This window comes from Desulfopila sp. IMCC35006, assembly GCF_005116645.1.
In the GTDB taxonomy this organism is placed as follows: Bacteria; Desulfobacterota; Desulfobulbia; order Desulfobulbales; family Desulfocapsaceae; genus Desulforhopalus_A.
Genome location: NZ_SWCM01000015.1, coordinates 1 through 16,650, shown reverse-complemented (window position 1 = coordinate 16,650; position 16,650 = coordinate 1). Strand labels below are relative to the sequence as shown.

11 protein-coding genes are annotated in these 16,650 nt (G+C 43.6%); 5 read left to right on the top strand and 6 right to left on the bottom strand.

What is annotated here, in order from left to right:
• Window positions 1–295 precede the first annotated feature (295 nt).
• Window positions 296–1,336: an IS630 family transposase gene (locus FCL47_RS20005; protein ID WP_136815494.1), complete on the top strand. Its 1,041-nt coding sequence runs from the start codon at window positions 296–298 to the stop codon at window positions 1,334–1,336.
• A 22-nt stretch (window positions 1,337–1,358) separates the two neighbouring features.
• Here the strand turns inward: FCL47_RS20005 and FCL47_RS20000 are convergent, their stop codons facing one another.
• From FCL47_RS20000 to FCL47_RS19990, 3 genes are all read right to left on the bottom strand, one after another.
• The gene (locus tag FCL47_RS20000) at window positions 1,359–1,904 is read right to left on the bottom strand and encodes a DapH/DapD/GlmU-related protein (RefSeq protein WP_136815493.1); all 546 of its coding nucleotides are present in this window, start codon (window positions 1,902–1,904) and stop codon (window positions 1,359–1,361) included.
• A gap of 241 nt (window positions 1,905–2,145) precedes the next feature.
• Window positions 2,146–3,501, bottom strand: coding sequence for a transposase (locus FCL47_RS19995; RefSeq protein WP_205747389.1), 1,356 nt, complete (start codon window positions 3,499–3,501; stop codon window positions 2,146–2,148).
• A gap of 237 nt (window positions 3,502–3,738) precedes the next feature.
• A protein-coding gene (locus tag FCL47_RS19990; RefSeq protein WP_240744319.1) for an IS630 family transposase occupies window positions 3,739–4,871 on the bottom strand; the annotation gives its coding sequence in 2 pieces (ribosomal slippage) (window positions 3,739–4,442 and window positions 4,442–4,871; 1,134 coding nt in all).
• A gap of 840 nt (window positions 4,872–5,711) precedes the next feature.
• Between FCL47_RS19990 and FCL47_RS19985 the strand changes: the two genes are divergently transcribed.
• The 4 genes from FCL47_RS19985 (at window position 5,712) to FCL47_RS19970 (ending at window position 10,741) form a co-directional block, all read left to right on the top strand.
• A complete protein-coding gene (locus FCL47_RS19985; RefSeq protein WP_136815491.1) occupies window positions 5,712–6,761 on the top strand; it encodes an IS630 family transposase in 1,050 nt (349 codons plus the stop codon).
• A 278-nt stretch (window positions 6,762–7,039) separates the two neighbouring features.
• Window positions 7,040–8,419 carry a DUF362 domain-containing protein gene (locus FCL47_RS19980; protein WP_136815490.1) on the top strand — a complete coding sequence of 460 codons (1,380 nt, stop codon included), beginning with the start codon at window positions 7,040–7,042 and terminating at the stop codon, window positions 8,417–8,419.
• Window positions 8,420–8,421: 2 nt separating this feature from the next.
• Window positions 8,422–9,378 (top strand): glycosyltransferase, encoded by a 957-nt coding sequence (locus FCL47_RS19975; RefSeq protein ID WP_136815489.1) that lies wholly within the window; start codon window positions 8,422–8,424, stop codon window positions 9,376–9,378.
• A 22-nt stretch (window positions 9,379–9,400) separates the two neighbouring features.
• A complete protein-coding gene (locus tag FCL47_RS19970; RefSeq protein WP_136815488.1) occupies window positions 9,401–10,741 on the top strand; it encodes a phenylacetate--CoA ligase family protein in 1,341 nt (446 codons plus the stop codon).
• Between the two features lie 112 nt (window positions 10,742–10,853).
• Here the strand turns inward: FCL47_RS19970 and FCL47_RS19965 are convergent, their stop codons facing one another.
• From FCL47_RS19965 to FCL47_RS19955, 3 genes are all read right to left on the bottom strand, one after another.
• Window positions 10,854–11,372: a PEP-CTERM sorting domain-containing protein gene (locus tag FCL47_RS19965; protein WP_136815487.1), complete on the bottom strand. Its 519-nt coding sequence runs from the start codon at window positions 11,370–11,372 to the stop codon at window positions 10,854–10,856.
• A gap of 141 nt (window positions 11,373–11,513) precedes the next feature.
• Complete coding sequence (locus FCL47_RS19960) at window positions 11,514–12,191, bottom strand: PEP-CTERM sorting domain-containing protein (protein ID WP_136815486.1); 678 nt, start codon at window positions 12,189–12,191, stop codon at window positions 11,514–11,516.
• A 942-nt stretch (window positions 12,192–13,133) separates the two neighbouring features.
• Window positions 13,134–15,722 carry an Ig-like domain-containing protein gene (locus FCL47_RS19955; RefSeq protein WP_136815485.1) on the bottom strand — a complete coding sequence of 863 codons (2,589 nt, stop codon included), beginning with the start codon at window positions 15,720–15,722 and terminating at the stop codon, window positions 13,134–13,136.
• Between the last annotated feature and the right edge of the window lie 928 nt (window positions 15,723–16,650).

Genomic DNA, 16,650 nt, shown 5'->3' with positions numbered 1-16,650 from the left:
CAAATCACCAAGAGGGTATTTTGTTTCTAAGTGTTTAAAACTCTATTTTGGACAAGAGTGGGACGAACCTTTAATAAGTTCAAGATGACCCCCTCGCATTGAGTACAATTTTGAGAATTGTACTCAATGCGAGGGATTGTTCAGTTTTAAAAGTAACTGATTGAAATTATATTAGGAAAGAGACAGAGTAAATTGAACTTGGGATAAGGGATTGTCATTATCATTGTATTAAACCATGTGCTTGAATACTTATTAAGTAGTGCGTTAATCAGTAGACATATGCTATACTCCGTCCATGGATAATTCAGACGGAAGAAAAATTGATCGTAAAGCTCTTGAAGCAATTCGCATCAGGGCTGTCAAGCGTGTTGAGGCTGGCGAGAGTCCCGAAGTTGTAATCAAAGCCCTCGGTTTCACCCGAACGCTTATTTACACGTGGATCGCGAAATACCGTGAGGGCGGCATTGATGCTCTGCGCAGCAGGAAAGCGCCGGGCAAGTCGCCGAAACTGGGCGGCCAACAACTTCGAAGACTCTATCAGATTGTCGTCGGGAACGACCCACGGCAACTCAAATTTGAGTTTGCTCTCTGGACTCGGGCTATGGTTCGTGAATTTATCCAGCGCGAATTCAGGGTGAAAATGAGCGATACGGCTGTAGGTCGGCTGTTGAAGAAGCTTGGGTTGAGCCCACAGCGTCCGACGCGTCAAGCCATCCAGCGAGATGAGCTTGCTGTATTCAAGTGGATGGCGGAGGATTACAAGGAGATACAAAAGCTTGCGAAAAAGCATCAGGCAGAAATTTACTTCGGTGACGAATCGTCTGTCCGTTCTGACTATCATTCCGGCACCACCTGGGCTCCTCGAGGGAAAACTCCGGTCGTCAAGACGACGGGAAAGAGACACCGAGTCAACTTGATTTCTGCGATAAATAGTCGTGGTATCATGCGGTTCATGGCTACGGAAGACAATGTGAATGCCGATGTATTCATCAGTTTTTTAAAACGTTTAATATTCAAAGCCTCGAGTAACATTTTTTTGGTTGTTGACAATCATTCAGTCCACCGGTCTGAAGAAGTACGAAAGTATGTTGAATCGACGGAAGGCAAATTACGTATTTTCTTCCTTCCACCTTATGCCCCGGAATTGAATCCGGACGAACATGTTTGGAATTATTTAAAAAACCATAAAATTGGCCGACAGACGACGAGCGGCGGTTTTGAACTCTATAAGAGAGTCGAAAGCATTATGCGCTCACTTCAGAGGCTACCGGAAAAACTTAAATCCTTCTTCATGCATCCGTGGACAAAATATGCTTCTATGTCTACTGATCAATAGCCGCCTTAATATCAGGCGATATTTATCTTTTGGGAACCATCATTTTGAGGATCTTTTCATCTTTTTCTTCAATCCAGTTTCCCTCATCAAAATAATACCACCCAGTTTCGCGATAAGAATAATATTTGTTAATTTGTGGGGCTCCTTTTCTTACAACTATCTGGTGTCCGGTCGTAACAATGCAATCATCTGGGACATCTTGGTGCACAGTGCAATTGGCGCCTATTCTTACTCGATTCCCAATTTTTATATTCCCAATAATTACTGCACCTGCGCCTATATAACAATCATCTCCAATGGTTGCTACACCGAATCCTTTCGAATCTGGTAAAGTATTATAGCCAATTGTAACATGTTGAAAAATGGTGCATCGTTTTCCGATTTTTCCAGTTATAAATATGCCGTGCATTCCATGAGGGAGACAAGGCATACTCTCAAAATGAATATACCAGGGAATAGAACCACCATACGCCCATTCAAATAATTTATAAATTGCTTTGGCAAGAGGCTTGAGCAGTCTAGGGCCAGTAAGACATGTATTTTTTAAATACCATATGGATCTTTTCATTGGATGCCACCTTGAAAGTTAATATGGAACCACTTCAAGGCTCACTAGAAATAACCTTCCAGTCATGAGCTGTTTATGCACTTTGCTAGGAGTCCGTCGGATTTAGAGGCGACGCCGCGAACCTTAGCCTAACGAATAGAGTTAAATATTCTGTTTAGTTGATAAGAATTATCACCTACTAGGCGATTAGCCGCCGATCTGAGCTTAAATCTGTTCAGATTGTCTTGTTCTTTGATATCTTTTAACCATTTAGAGAAAACATCCGCTTTAAATTCCATGCCATTGACACAAGTGTCCATTCGCCGGAGACTGCTTCCAGACCTCGCAGGAAAAATTGCCAGAAACCCAAGACGTGTTTGATGATGCCAAATACTGGCTCAACCGTGCTCTTCCGTTCCGCATAAACCTTTCGACCCTCTACCGTCTTGAGTTTTTGCCTCATCTTGTCGATTGGCTCTGCATTTTCTGGTAGAGGCGCAGGATCGATGAATCGTTCAACAAGGGGTTGGCTATGCTTGTCTCGATTTGGGGGAATAAACGGTTCCATTCCCGACTGCATGCAGGATGCTGCGTTCGCATCACTATAGTGACCGGCATCAGTCAGCATGACCTCAATCTTGCCCAATTCCTCAGGCAATTCGTTCAGGGATGCAAGAGTCTGGGTGAACTCTCGCTTGTCGTTCGGTGACTGGCTTATATGAGCTTTGATAATAAGCATCGTGTCAACGTCAACAGCTGCCTGACCGTTATATACTTGGACAAATCCCTTGTCCGAGGACGGCATGATGCGGGATTCTTCATCAGTCAAATTGACCTGATCGTTTTTACGAGGTCCCGCTGTCGGTGGTTTTGGTTTGGGACCGCGAGGCTTCTTACCGGTGCTCTCAGCTTTTTCCCGACGCTTGGCAACTTTCTCTTCGTGTTCCTTTTGTTCCTGAGCGTATCTTTGGGCTGCCCGCTCCTCAATTTTGATCTTTGCCTGGGCTATGGCTTCCAAACGATCTTGACGACGACACAGCTCTTCGGGGATATCCATTACTTCCGAAATTTGTTCGGAGTCAGCTTGTTCTGCCAAGCGGATGAGTTCATCTACCTCCGCCTTCAATTGCTGCTCGAGCTTACAGGCATGATCCCAGCTCAAGGCATGGTGCTTGGAGGCATTGGCTTTCACCTCGGTGCCATCTAGGCTGACTTTGCCCAATTTCAAAAGGCCCATTTCACGGGCAAGCATCAAAATCTCTACAAAGAGCGGTTTCAGTTGTTGCAGAAACCGCTTGCGGAAGGTAGCTATGGTGTCATGATCTGGGTGGGTGTTGGCGGAGATAAAACGAAAGGCGACGGAATCATAGGTTGCCTTCTCAATTTTTCGGCTGGAGAATACGCCGGTAGCATAACCGTAAAACAATAAAGATATCAAAATTTCAGGGTGATATCCCTTGAAGCCCTTCCCGGCATAGGTCTCCGTAAGAGGTTGTAGATTAAGCTGCGAGACAATATCGATAATGAATCGAGCCAGATGCTTCTCCGGGAGCCAATCTTGAATAGATGGCCGGAACAAGTACTGTTGGTCTCTATTTGTAGGAATGAATTTTTGAATCATATATGTCTCTCTATGTAATTCATTGAATTTACATAGAAATTAACCACCAAGAGTGGAAGATGTCAAGATTTATATCGTAATATCAACACGATAAACTGTTTTTGTGTATTTTTTTTGCTATCTTAAAAAGGAGTCTAAATCCGGCAGACTCCTAGTGCTACCACTTTAAAAAAATATTTGCAATTTTTTCAACCGATAGCTGGATATTGGACATAAGCTAGTACCAAGTAACATTTATATTTTCGGATACAGATGGTGAAGCTTAATACGAGCATCCGATGTTTTGAACTGCCACACTATTTTTTTCGTGCTACTGTTTCGTGTCTTTTCCCAGGCAGCTACATATGTGCGCATGACTTCCATTTCTGGGATTCGCCGGTCAAGGCATTGACCCTTAAGGACACTGAGTTCAATTTCCGCCATGCTAAGCCAGCTTCCGTGTTTGGGTGTATAATGAATTTCAAGTCGCTCCGCCAAACGCCTTGCTTTTTGAAGCTCAAAGGTTTCATAAAGTGAGGCGATATTATGCGTGTTCAAATTGTCCATGACAAGTCGTACTTTACTCACATGCGGATAGCGCTCATCCAACATTTCCTTGATCTGTTTTGCCCAATCTTTGCGAGTCCGTCGTTCCGTTATTGCTACATGGCGCCGACCAGCCAGTGGTTCAACTTCCATAAAAATTTCCGCAACACCATTTCTTACGTACTCATCATCAATACGTCGCACTTGACCTGGTCTGCCGGGTATTGGCTCTCGAACCTCGCCAATCAACTGCTTGGAAGATTCGTCCATACAAATCACTGGATACAGTGGATCATAAGGAAGATGATAGACATTCAGAACATCTTCCATCGCAGCTACAAAGGCTGCACTGCCTTTCGGCGGGATTTTCCAGTATTTTTTCCGGTGAGGCTGAAATTCATTTTTTTTAGTGCTCTCTGCACGGTCATGTGCGATACCTTGTCGGCAAAACGCAATTCAACCGCCTTTTCTGCCAGGAGTCTGACTGTCCATCGGTTGTATCCTTCTGGCGTATCAGAACAAGCCAAAGCAATCAATCGGGCCTCAAAAGCGCCGTCAAAGATAACTTCCCTTGGTGGCTTTTCACTTGGCTTCCGTTCCAAAGCGGCTTCCAACCCTTCCTCGACGAAGCGCTTTTTTAAGTGTTCAATTGAACGGCTTGTTACACCCAGGGCATCCGCGACGTCAGCAACCTTCCATGCGGGACTTCCAGGACTGGCATCGCAGAGACGTAAAGCCCGTGCGTGTTTGAACCGCCTGGCTTCAATTTTTCCTTTTTTCGTAAGTTTTTCAAGCTCGCTACGTTCCTCTTTAGTCAGAGTAACTCTATATCTCGGGGACATGGTGGCCTCCTTTATTGGGTACCACCAGTATATCACGGTGAACAATAAATACGAACTAATTAATGTTACATGGTACTAGGCACCTCTGCTCATTGTTACATTTTCCCCGGAACTCAGGCTTTACCTGGCAAAAAAGAGCTTCATGGAAAAAAATGCTTCTTTGCTGTTCATACGCCGTAGCCAAGATGGACAAATAAAATACGCTACTTAATACGCGCCTGAAGGCATCCCGTTCTCAGACTTTTCTGAGGCTTCAACAAGGAAATGGCCGATAGAACAATATTTTGAAGAAGGAAAAAGTCACCTTGGAATGGGTGATTATGAACATCGTTCTTGGCCAGCATGGCACAGACACATGCCTTATGTTTTTCTGGGGCTCCACTTTTTACTCCCTCTCAGATTAGACAATAAAAAAAGCCCTGCGTTGACTCTAACTCAAGCATAGGGATTGATAGCCGCAGTATTGCCGTTGGCATCTCTGAGCATAAAAGTGGCATTAAAACTCGTCCGTTATCATACAAAGAGAAATTTTGTGGCTTATAAATGTCATAAAAAGAGACACCTCAAAAAGGTAGAGGTGTTTTTGGCGAATGTGTCGCTGATGTATTAACTGTTATATTCGTACTCGATCGCTTGTGAAGGTGCGAAGAAGTGATCTACCCGCTACAAACTATTGGCTCATTGACAGTTGGACTCATTCCTGGCGACCATGACATATTGATCCAGGCTCAAGAAGTTACTCGCTTTTATAACTTAACGATACGCTGGTCGGCTATCGGCAGCATCCAGGACAAGTATTAATCAGTACATTAATTAGCGTACATATGTTATACTCCGTCCATGAATGAACTTGATGGAAGGAAAATAGATCGCAAGGCTCTTGAAGAAATTCGTATTAGAGCTGTAAAGCGTGTTGAGGCTGGTGAAAGCCCTGAGGTTATCATTAAAGCTCTGGGACTCACACGGCCTCGCATTTATGAATGGATTGCGAAGTATCGGGAAGGTGGTATAGAAGCTCTCCGCAGTCGCAAAGCACCGGGTAAGACACCTAAGCTTTGTGGCAATCAGTTGAGGAAGATTTATCGCCTGATCGCAGGAGTGGATCCTCGGCAGTTGAAATTTGAATTTGCTCTGTGGACTCGCGGCATGATTCGTGACCTGATCAAACGAGAATTTGGTGTTCGCTTGTCTGAAGTATCGGTTGGTCGTTTGCTCAAAAAGCTTGGATTGACTCCACAGCGGCCTAAGCGCAGGGCCTTTCAGCAGGATGAACTTTTGGTCGTCCAATGGATGGCCAAAGATTTTCCAGCGATAAAAAAGCTTGCTCTCGAACAAAAAGCAGAGATTTACTTTGGTGATGAATCTTCGGTACGATCCGACTATCACTCCGGTACAACCTGGGCTCCACGGGGAAAGACACCTGTTGTTACCACCACCGGAACCAGACACAAAGTGAATTTGATTTCTGCTATTAATCCGCGCGGTGCCATGCGATTTATGGCTACGGAAGACAACGTGGACGGCTCTGTTTTTATCACATTTCTCAAGCGACTTATAGCAGGAGCGACACAACCGATATTCTTGATTGTTGACAACCACTCTGTTCATCGTTCCTCGCAAGTTCTTGATTTTGTAAAAAGTACGCAAGGCAGACTGCGACTGTTTTATTTGCCGCCGTATGCTCCAGAGCTTAATCCGGATGAACATGTTTGGAATTATTTTAAAAATCATGAAATTGGCCGTCAAAGTACAAAAAATGTCTGGGAGCTCTATAAGCGAATTGAAAGCGTGATGCTTTCACTCCAGAAATTACCTGCCAAGATACAATCATTCTTCAGGCACCCGATGACGAAGTATACATTAATGTTCGGCAATCAACGTACGGATTAATAAGCCTTACTCGGACAAAAAAACAATTGGAAGAGGGATTTTGGATATTGAGCAAAACAATGAAACGATATCCCTATCCTACTTGAATAAAAAAAAGGCTCGCCGTGCTTTATTACCGACTTGGAGAATACAGGATACGAACGAAAACACATAGCAATTCCATAGTTAATTTTCTGTTATTTTTCTGGCATGATCCCCCTAAGAGCCTTTAAAGAAATTTTTAAATTATTGAAAATATGACCGCATAGATTAAATACTTGATTTTAGGAAAAAGTTTAATGTTAAAACAAACAACAATAGTAAATACTTGCGAAGAATATGAAATTTCTGTTGTTTCTCAGGCGTTGCCGGATAACTTATTCTGTCAGATAAGACAGGGCGACTCTGTCATAATCAAACCAAATTGGGTGATGGAATCTCACAAATCACGTCCTGACGAATGGAAGTGCGTCATTACACATCCGACAGTAATCACGGCAGTTCTTAAAAAAGTAGTAGATCATCTTTGCGGTAAAGGACGAGTGACCATTATTGATGGTCCAATGACAGAAGCCAAATATGACAAAATTATTGCACATTATCCTGTAGATCAATGGCGGAAACTGGCTTTAGATCATCGTATTGAATTGAATATTATTGACCTTCGTGAACATGAATGGGCAATGAAAAATGATGTCGTCGTTAAGCGCAGATCACTTCCAGGGGACCCAAAGGGAAAAGTCCTGGTTGATTTATTGGATGAGAAGAGTGAATTCTGGGAACACAGGAAATCTCAGCGAGGTTACTATGGAGCCGACTATGATCGCGGAGAAACCAATCTAGCACACGACGGGAGCCGAAACCTGTACAGTGTTTCTAGAACCGTAATCGATGGGGATGTGTTTATTAATATGCCAAAGCTAAAAACACATCGTACCGCAGGTATCACATGTTGTTTAAAAAATCTTGTAGGGATTAACACATATAAGAATTATTTGCCTCACTATTCTGAAGGCGGTCCCTCTGAAGGTGGAGATCAATTTCCCTCTGACAATATTAATGCCCGAATCGAGGGTCCTTTGGCTGCAGCAATAAAACAGCGCGTTCTAAAAAATTCTCTTTTTGCAAGATACCTTACCTCTCTGAATACCATCGGGAAAAAGGTTTTTGGAGACAGCAAAAATGTTGTGCGTAATGGAAGCTGGTTTGGTAATGATACCTTATGGAGAATGGTTCTGGACCTTAACAAGATACTCCTGTACGCCAACCCCGATGGAACAATGCGTCCGAGACCTCATGTACAAGCCAAACGGTATATAGGTGTGGTAGATGCTATATTGGCAGGTGAAGGAGAAGGTCCGTTGTCACCGGACCCTGTTACCATGGGTTACCTTATCTGTGGAACAAATCCGGTTGCCATTGACACTACCTGCGCGACCTTGATGGGTTATGATCCGCTGAAGATCCCTACCATCTCCAGGGCATTTGATGTAATCAATTATCCTCTTTGCGATTTTTCCATCGGAGAAATTGAAATCATGATGAACGGCGTCAGACACGGCCTGAATGAAATTCCTGCCGAATTTATCATACCTTTCGAGCCGCAACATGGCTGGAAGGACCATATAGAAAATTCCAAATTTCAACAACACACATCCACTACCCTGGAAACTTTGTGATAATGAATAGAGCCATCTGGCTTACCTGGGAAAATCAGGTAAGAAATAAATCGATGGCTTCCATGCTCGGAGTCAGATTATTCACTTTTGCTTACGGAGGTAATCGCATCAAAAGGTACCTCTTTTGTATTGTAAAATCATTTTTAACACTACTACGCGAGAGGCCAAGTATAGTATTTGCCCAGAATCCCTCCATAGTTCTTAACTATTTCCTTATTTTCGCCAGACCTTTCTTCGGATACAAGTTTGTCAGTGATGCACATTACGCTGGCATAATTGCTTTTAACGAAAACAGATTTCTCCAAAAGGCACTGGACATTTCAAATAGGTCAGCAGACCTGGTTATCGTTACAAATACAGAACATGCAAGGAAAATTCGCGACATAGGAGGCAGATCCGCCATATGTGAAGATCCCCTTCCCGACATAGCGAAATTTTATACTGAAGAAAATAAAACAGACAAAACAGTCTTTTATATATGTTCATATGATATTGATGAACCTTTTGCCGTAGCTTTTCATGCGTTCAAATTATTGCTTAAAGATGATTTTAAATTTCTTGTTACCGGCAATTACAAGAAAGCAGGTATACATGCAGATGACTATCCTCATATTAATTTTCTGGGCTTTCTGCCTGAAGCGGATTTCTATGGTAAGTTATTTGAATCAAATGTTGTTTTGGACTTAACGGAAAATGAAAATTGCCTTTTATGCGGAGCATACGAAGCCATGATGGCGGAAAAGCCTCTTGTAACTTCAGACACATCCTGCCTCAGAAATTATTTCCACATGGGTACTGTATTCACTAAACATGACGAGAGAAGCATTGCAGACGCGATAAGATATGCCTATCAAGAGAGAATTAGTTTAAATAAAGATATTAGAGTATGGAAAGATGATATTCAAGATAAACAAAAAGACAGACTTTCTAATATCCTTAAAGAATTGAATTTAGCATAACCATCGATATCTGAGGAAATGAATGGCAGCTCTTTACAGTAGTGTTTGTGAAAAATTTATTCTTCCGCTTGCCGATGTTGCAATACATCATCGTGTAATGAGATCCTATAAGTTTTACAAGGAATCTCAATGGTGGGATCGGCAAAGGCTGATATCGTATCAGAATACGTGTTTAAGTAAAACTTTGAAAATTGCTTATAAAGAAGTCCCTTTCTACAAAAACTTATATGACTCATACCTCGTTGATATTAATAATGTTTCAAATATAACGGAATTGCCGTTGCTGCCTTTTGTTACAAAAGACATGCTACGGGCGTCGTATCCCGATAAGTGTACAAGAAGTACAAAGTGGCCCTGGCGTGAATATTGTACGAGCGGTTCATCTGGTAAACCGTTTGCCGTTCGCGTCGATAATATGACCATGAGCCATGCCAGGGCGTTGATGTTACTCAGAACAATTTTTTCAGGATGGAACATTGGCGAACCTTTCCTGCAAACCGGCATGACCCTCGATAGAGGCATTGTAAAGAGATTGAAAGACATACTGATGCGCGCACAATACGTATCTGCATTCAATTTGTCCGATCCTGTACTTGACCATTATCTCGATCTGATCGAGCGGAAGAAGCTCAAGTATATAATGGGATATGCTGGAAGCATGTATTGTCTTGCTTCAAGGGCTTCAGAAACAAGATGCAATTTAAAGCTGAAGGGTGTTGTCTCCTGGGGCGACAATCTTTATCAACATTATCGCGACAAAATCGAAAAGACTTTCGGTTGCAGGGTCACCGACACTTATGGCTGTGGAGAGGGGATTCAAATAGCTGCCCAGTGCGGCTTGAATAACGGCGCGTACCATGTATTCATGCCGCATGTTGTGGTTGAGATCGTGGACGATGAAGGGCAACCAGTGAATCCGGGAGAATCCGGCAATGTGGTGTTGACGCGTCTCGATCCAGGCGCTATGCCATTACTCAGGTATAAGGTTGGAGATATTGCAAGAAAAAGTACAGACGAATCTTGTCCGTGTGGACGCGGTCTGGAGATGCTTACTAAAATAGATGGACGTGATACTGATGTCATTGTCACCCCTAACGGGAACCGACTGATCGTCCATTTCTTTACCGGCATTCTCGAATATTATCAGTCCGTGGATACCTTCAAAGTAATTCAGGAGAAATCAGGAGAAATAATTATCGAAATAGTTCCCCGGCCGGATTTTCAGGACACGCATTGGGAACAGATTAAGGGCGAAATATTGCAAAAAGGAGATCCGCACTTAAAGATTGAAATGAAGATAGTAAAAGACATTCCACTAGAAATTTCAAACAAAAGACGATTTGTCGTATCAATGATTAAATGAATTATGATAACCCAAAAATCCAGATTACAGGACCGCCTAGGATCGCTATCACGTTTTACTCACGCTCAAGACTCTAGTAATTCTGCCATTTACTGATGACCAGTACTACTGATCAGGTGGGTGCAAAACCTACTTGTAAAATTTTAGCAACAAAGGCAAAACTGGATTTTTGGCCGGATGCATCGTAGATAGTATTTATCATAGCTCGACATCCGAAGTCAGATCCAACAGGCCAACAATCTTTCGAGTCGGGTTGTTCTTCCATGTCAGAGAGCTGCAGGTAATTGTTCCCGTTACCAGCATTTATATATCGTTCTCCAAAAGGAGGTTGAAGCTTCAGCCAATTCGGATTGCCATAATTTTGCTCTGCAATACCGTCATGAGAACTAATATAGGTGTCAAGAGTCAGTGTCGTTCCTGTAATGTATTTTGAATAAAAACTGCCCCCTAAAGGTGGGGGCTTTATAGTACCATCGCTAAGCTTTATAAACCCTGGGGCACTCAAATCAACTATAAAGGTATAGAAAACAGTACTTCCTACGATGATACCTAATTGTGATAAGTAACCAGCCGAATCGTCAATTCCTGGTCCTTCAATTACTTTTCCCTCAATAGTATACTGGTATTTCATCGCGTAACCTCTTTTTAAGTAATTCCTTCAGGACGCATTCAGGATACGATACGGTCGTATTATATTCTTCTTTTTTTCGAGAGATGATCACCAGAAGCGGCATTCGAAAAAACACAAACAACACAGCTAGTTCATGAACAATTAAACCGAGTCAACCAGACGTTTCCTGCGAATTATCTTCCTGAACAATCCTGCCCCCAAGAGGGAAGCGCCGAGAAGAAGAAAGGTCGAGGGTTCAGGAACGGGTGCTGGGACTATGCTTGTTATTCGACCATTGAAGTTAAAAGAAGAAGAATTTCCAGATTCATCATAAGTAAAACTGCGCATATAGCCCGACCTGAAATTGGACCCCACTACCCAGGAATTAGGATCAAAAGATAACCCAACGAATTGCAAACTATTATTCCCGGTCGCGGCTAGCATGTATAGATCATGAGTTACAAGACCTTCATCAGCGATTAAGTTATACTCTGCAACACCGTCATGTGAATCCTGCCAAATATCAGTGGTAACAGTTGTTCCAGCGACTAAATGCGCATAATAGAATTGATCCTGGGTGCTGGAAGGAAGAAGCGGTATGGTCGTCCGGTCACTGAGTACTTGGGTAGCTGGAGCAGCAAGATCAATGTCAATTGTATATGAAACGCTACTCCCAACTGCAATGCCAAGTTGCGAGAGATATCCTGCAGAATCATTTATGCCTGGACCCTGTATAACCTGTCCTTCGATTGTATATTGAACAGGGTACGCATACACAATCCCGTAAGAAAAAAACAAACCAAATAATCCGATCAAAAACCCATAGGCTTCTTTTCTCATTTTTGCCTCCTGCTGGAATTATATTGCTAAAAGTTCCAAAGCGCCACATTTGCCACAAACAGACAGAGGTTTCAGATTACATTTGCACATTTTATGCCACAACCATATTGTACATAGCAATAATCATTATGTGCTGAAAAACCATCAGACTGCCAATGAATTCGTCCAGCTAAATTACTCATTAAAAGGGATTTTTGAGTATTCTCATGTACATTTTAGCTGAATATGGCTAATAATAAAGATGAGGATTGGGTTTGCCCGACACACAGTTGATTTCCGGATAGACGGAATCGCCGTGGATATTTGCGAAAAAGTCACTGTAAGCTTCTGCAATTTTATCGGAGATACGGTAATTTGTTCTTGATTACGAATGTAATAACAAATAGATATGTTATTTTTAGAGTCAAGAGCAGACTGACGCGGGAACTGCGGTTCGGAATTAATTTTGGAATTGTGATCGGTCCGAACTATTTGATTTGAAACCTCTGTTGTGAAGTTATAATTCTGGAAATGTGGCGAACAGCATGCAGTATTATTTCTCTCTGCTTGAACTATGCTGGAATGAGAAGAAAGGTCCTTAATTACAAATCATTGCCCGGGTCGTTCATTATTGTGGCTTCACACCATAGACTTTGGGTACTCTCTGAACAGATTTCTCATTCATGAACCTGAACCGGTATACATAATCAATTTCCATTTTCCGATTTTCCGGTCCGTTCTCAATATCATCCCTTCTCTTTGCGCTCGTGCTCTACCTGGCACAGGAGGTGACCATATTTAAAACTGTCGAAGATGATTTTAGCAGCTTAAAAATGGCCACAGCCCTTCCCTGTAGGGAAGGGCTGTGGAGACTAAACGGGAAACTAGCGACTATACAACACAACTGATAAAGGCCAAGTGGTGGTCCAAGAATAGAGACCGTTTCTCCCAGGCCGTCAACAATCAGGGGGTAACTTTGATAATCGAAAGGTCCGGCGTCGGAGGCACAGGTACAGAGAACCCGGCGGACCCGCAGCCTATACGATTGGTCGAAACGACCACGTTGTCGATCAATTCGCCAACAGTTGAATGCGTGCCGTCATGGTGGAACAGTTGCAGCCACAGGTTCTGCAACTTCAAATCGGCCGTAGTCCTGAGCCAGAGGTTGGTATTGTCCCCAATCTGACTTCCATCAATCCATTGGGTCACCCTGCCGGTGGCGCCAGACCCAGTAGTGCTGGGTGCACCCATATCAACCATCTGCTCGTAGCAGTACCATTGACCTGAAACCAAGGTCGGCAGAGTGACAGTCGGACGGTCCTGAGCTTTTTTGCAGTAGTATTCTCCGTTGTCATACACGCAGGGCAATGAATCCCCCCAGCAGTTTCCGTTCGGGTCGCTGCAGTCCTGGTACATGCCGCGGTTATAGCTGTAGGAGAAGGGCTTGGCACTGTTTGCCTGGTACTGCTGGTAAAATCCTGCGAAGTCGGCGCCGGTAGGCCGGTTGCCCGATTGGCCGATTAAACTCCTGTCCCCGGCCGATAATCCGCCACCGTGGTTTTCCGCGTTGAAGTTGAAGCCCGGCTCGTACTTGAAATACCAGCGGGCATAGAGCTTGTCGTAGCTATTCGGCAACACCTTAATCAGATCGGCCCCCCCTCTCTCCCCGGCCGGAACCCGCAGGCGGATCGCCCGGTTGGCGGGATCGACGGCCGGCCCTTTATCGGTGACGACCAGGTTTTCCGTATCCGGATTGCCGTCATAATCATCGAAATGTGATTTGGGGGTGGCACTTTCGAAATCCTCGCAGAACACCGTCCCGCTGGGTGCATTTGCGCATTCGCTGCGTGAAACGTTGACTGAAGATGAGGAGGAGACTGGCACAGATACCGTTACTGCAACGTTTGACAGTTTTGTGTTACCTGCCGCATCAGAGGCTCTGGCATAAAGGGTGTGAACGCCGTTTGCCACTGTTGCAGGGTTCCAGGTAAACGAATAGGGTGATGTCGTATCGGTGGCTACGGCATTTGAACTGGTGCTGTCGACAAAGAAATCTACCTGTGCTACACCAACGTTGTCAGTAGCCGTAGCGGTGACAGTTGTACTACCGGTAATCGTCGCGTTTGACGTTGGGGAAGTTATTGAAACGGCTGGTGCGGTAGAATCGACCACCGTATTGCTAACTGTAACCTTAATTCCAGTCGAGATGGTGGAATTATTTGCCGCGTCCGTGGCCTTGGCATAGAGGGTATGGGAGCCATTGGCCACCGTCGAGGAGTTCCAGGTAAACGTATAGGGTGATGCCGTATCGGCAGCGATGGCGGTTGCGCTGGCACTATCCAGATAGAATTCAACCTTTGCAACACCAACGTTGTCGGTAGCGGTAGCGGTTATTGCTTTACTACCGGTAATCGTCGCATTTGACGTTGGTGAGGTTATTGAGACGGTTGGTGCGGTAGAATCAGCGACGTTCGTTGGCAGGGTCGTGCCCGTTGGCGGGGTCGTGTCGCTAGTTCCACCGCCACTGCTGCCAAATGTTATTTGTTTTCCAGGACTCGCAGTACCACTGGCATCAACAACATAAAGGTATGCTGATGAATTATCCGGAAAACTACCTTGATTGACTTTAATTTCCAATTTATTGTCGACCCAGGTTGTTTGTGGAATCTGGATTTCACAATGATTGCTTGACGCCTTGGTCGAAGCGTTGCAGATTTCCACGCGTGCACGAGTGTTGTCAACGTAGATTTCACCCCAGTCAATTGTAGGTTGCTCAGATGCCGGCGTATTTGAGCCATCGAAACCTATACCATAAATCCCGGTTATATCTTTTAGAAGGCTGCTTGGAGCAGAAATTGGTTGACTTCCGATAGGGGAGTTATCCACTGCCAGCCAGACACTTGGATGAATGGGAGTAGTAGTATTATCAACCGTTTTTTCCATCCGTTGCCAAACACCAGTTTTTCCGCATGCTTGAGGCCATGCGTTATAATTCGGACCTCCAGCACCAAAAATAATTACTGAGTTTGGTTCCCAAATAACCGTTTGTACATTTGATGTCCAGTCACCGTCATCAGTAAATCGAGTATATTTATTTGAAGAACTTGCAGTACAGGCAGTTTTATCGAGCCACATCCACCAGTTGACATACAAGACTTTGCTGCCGGGGTAATTTCTGCCACCCAGCGCGGCTTTTTTTGCAGAATCGGTCGATCCTGTATTAGTATATTTCGCAGTAAATTTACCACGAGGATTAGTTGTTTTGAAATGAACAGGAACATCTAACATTGATAAACCCCAGACATTCGATCCACCGGTTGGCACAATCCCGCCATTGGTTATACCAGGATACTTTCCGTCTACAGAGTCCCACAATAAAGGAGCAACCGGAGATTTAACTCCGAAGCCCGTCCCCGTTACCGTCACAACCCCTCCGTGAGTCACCGTGCCGGTGATTGAAGGCGTTGAGGGAGCAGCATTAACGACCACTGACGAAATCGTGGAAATAAGGAACGTCAGGTTAAAAATGATTATGTACTTCATGTGTTTCATGGTTGTGAATCTCCTTACTGTTATAACTATTTTGAAACTGATGCGATCTAAGCTCTTCGTGTTTTCTATTCAGGCTAGATACAGAAACAGTCCTTCATGATTAAAATATTATACAAGACTGTTCATCGCCGACCCGGCTGTTCTTGCTTAAAGGATCTGTAACTGTGTCTCCCCTGATTACCCTTGGCGTACTATTATGAAAGCAATATATGTTCATATTCTTAGGTTATACTGTCGTTTATGTCCGAAATATAATTATCGTTATGTTCATAAACACAATTTCCTCCCGTCTAAAAACTCTCGTGAAACAACACAACACATCGCAATAAGCAGAGAGCATGCCATTACATTCAAAAAAAAATTATCATGTGATTTTAGTAAATTAAAAACTGTCAGAATATCTCAACCATTCATACTCTCTAAAAGAGTGCAAAAAATGCCCTTTGGGTTGCAACATATTTCCCTTACTCTTCTGCTTACTTCTTATTCTTTTTCTGGCAAAATGCAGAAATCGTGCCAATCGGCGCCCAACCTAGCCAGCAGAATTTAATGACCAACTAAAATATATTATATTTAATAAGTTATAAGATAATTGGCTACCGTTGGTGTCGACCTGCATACCTCCAATTTTAATATTATATAGGACACAAAATAGTAATCGATATGTTTTGATTACAGAATGGTAGGTTGGGTTTCAAGGTCAGAATTTCTTACTCCAAGTGAGTTCCTCTAGGAACCATCATAAACCAGGAAGTTCATAATTAAGTCAGAGACCTATTTCCGGTAAATGGCTTTAGCTTGTGTTAGCGGCGGCGTGATAATGCATAAAAGTGGCGTTTTGAAAATGTTGATTTTCGATCGTTGTTTTCCACCGCCTCAAAAGCATGTCTGAGACGGCGGAATGAGTTTGGAGCTTAGATTTCCACCT

Bases quoted from the DNA above. Each gene is read 5' to 3' on its own strand.
- FCL47_RS20000 (WP_136815493.1), bottom strand. From the start codon at position 1,904: ATGAAAAGATCCATATGGTATTTAAAAAATACATGTCTTACTGGCCCT.
- FCL47_RS19980 (WP_136815490.1), top strand. From the start codon at position 7,040: ATGTTAAAACAAACAACAATAGTAAATACTTGCGAAGAATATGAAATT.
- FCL47_RS19985 (WP_136815491.1), top strand. From the start codon at position 5,712: ATGAATGAACTTGATGGAAGGAAAATAGATCGCAAGGCTCTTGAAGAA.
- FCL47_RS19955 (WP_136815485.1), bottom strand. From the start codon at position 15,722: ATGAAACACATGAAGTACATAATCATTTTTAACCTGACGTTCCTTATT.
- FCL47_RS19970 (WP_136815488.1), top strand. From the start codon at position 9,401: ATGGCAGCTCTTTACAGTAGTGTTTGTGAAAAATTTATTCTTCCGCTT.
- FCL47_RS19965 (WP_136815487.1), bottom strand. From the start codon at position 11,372: ATGAAATACCAGTATACTATTGAGGGAAAAGTAATTGAAGGACCAGGA.
- FCL47_RS19975 (WP_136815489.1), top strand. From the start codon at position 8,422: ATGAATAGAGCCATCTGGCTTACCTGGGAAAATCAGGTAAGAAATAAA.
- FCL47_RS20005 (WP_136815494.1), top strand. From the start codon at position 296: ATGGATAATTCAGACGGAAGAAAAATTGATCGTAAAGCTCTTGAAGCA.
- FCL47_RS19960 (WP_136815486.1), bottom strand. From the start codon at position 12,191: ATGAGAAAAGAAGCCTATGGGTTTTTGATCGGATTATTTGGTTTGTTT.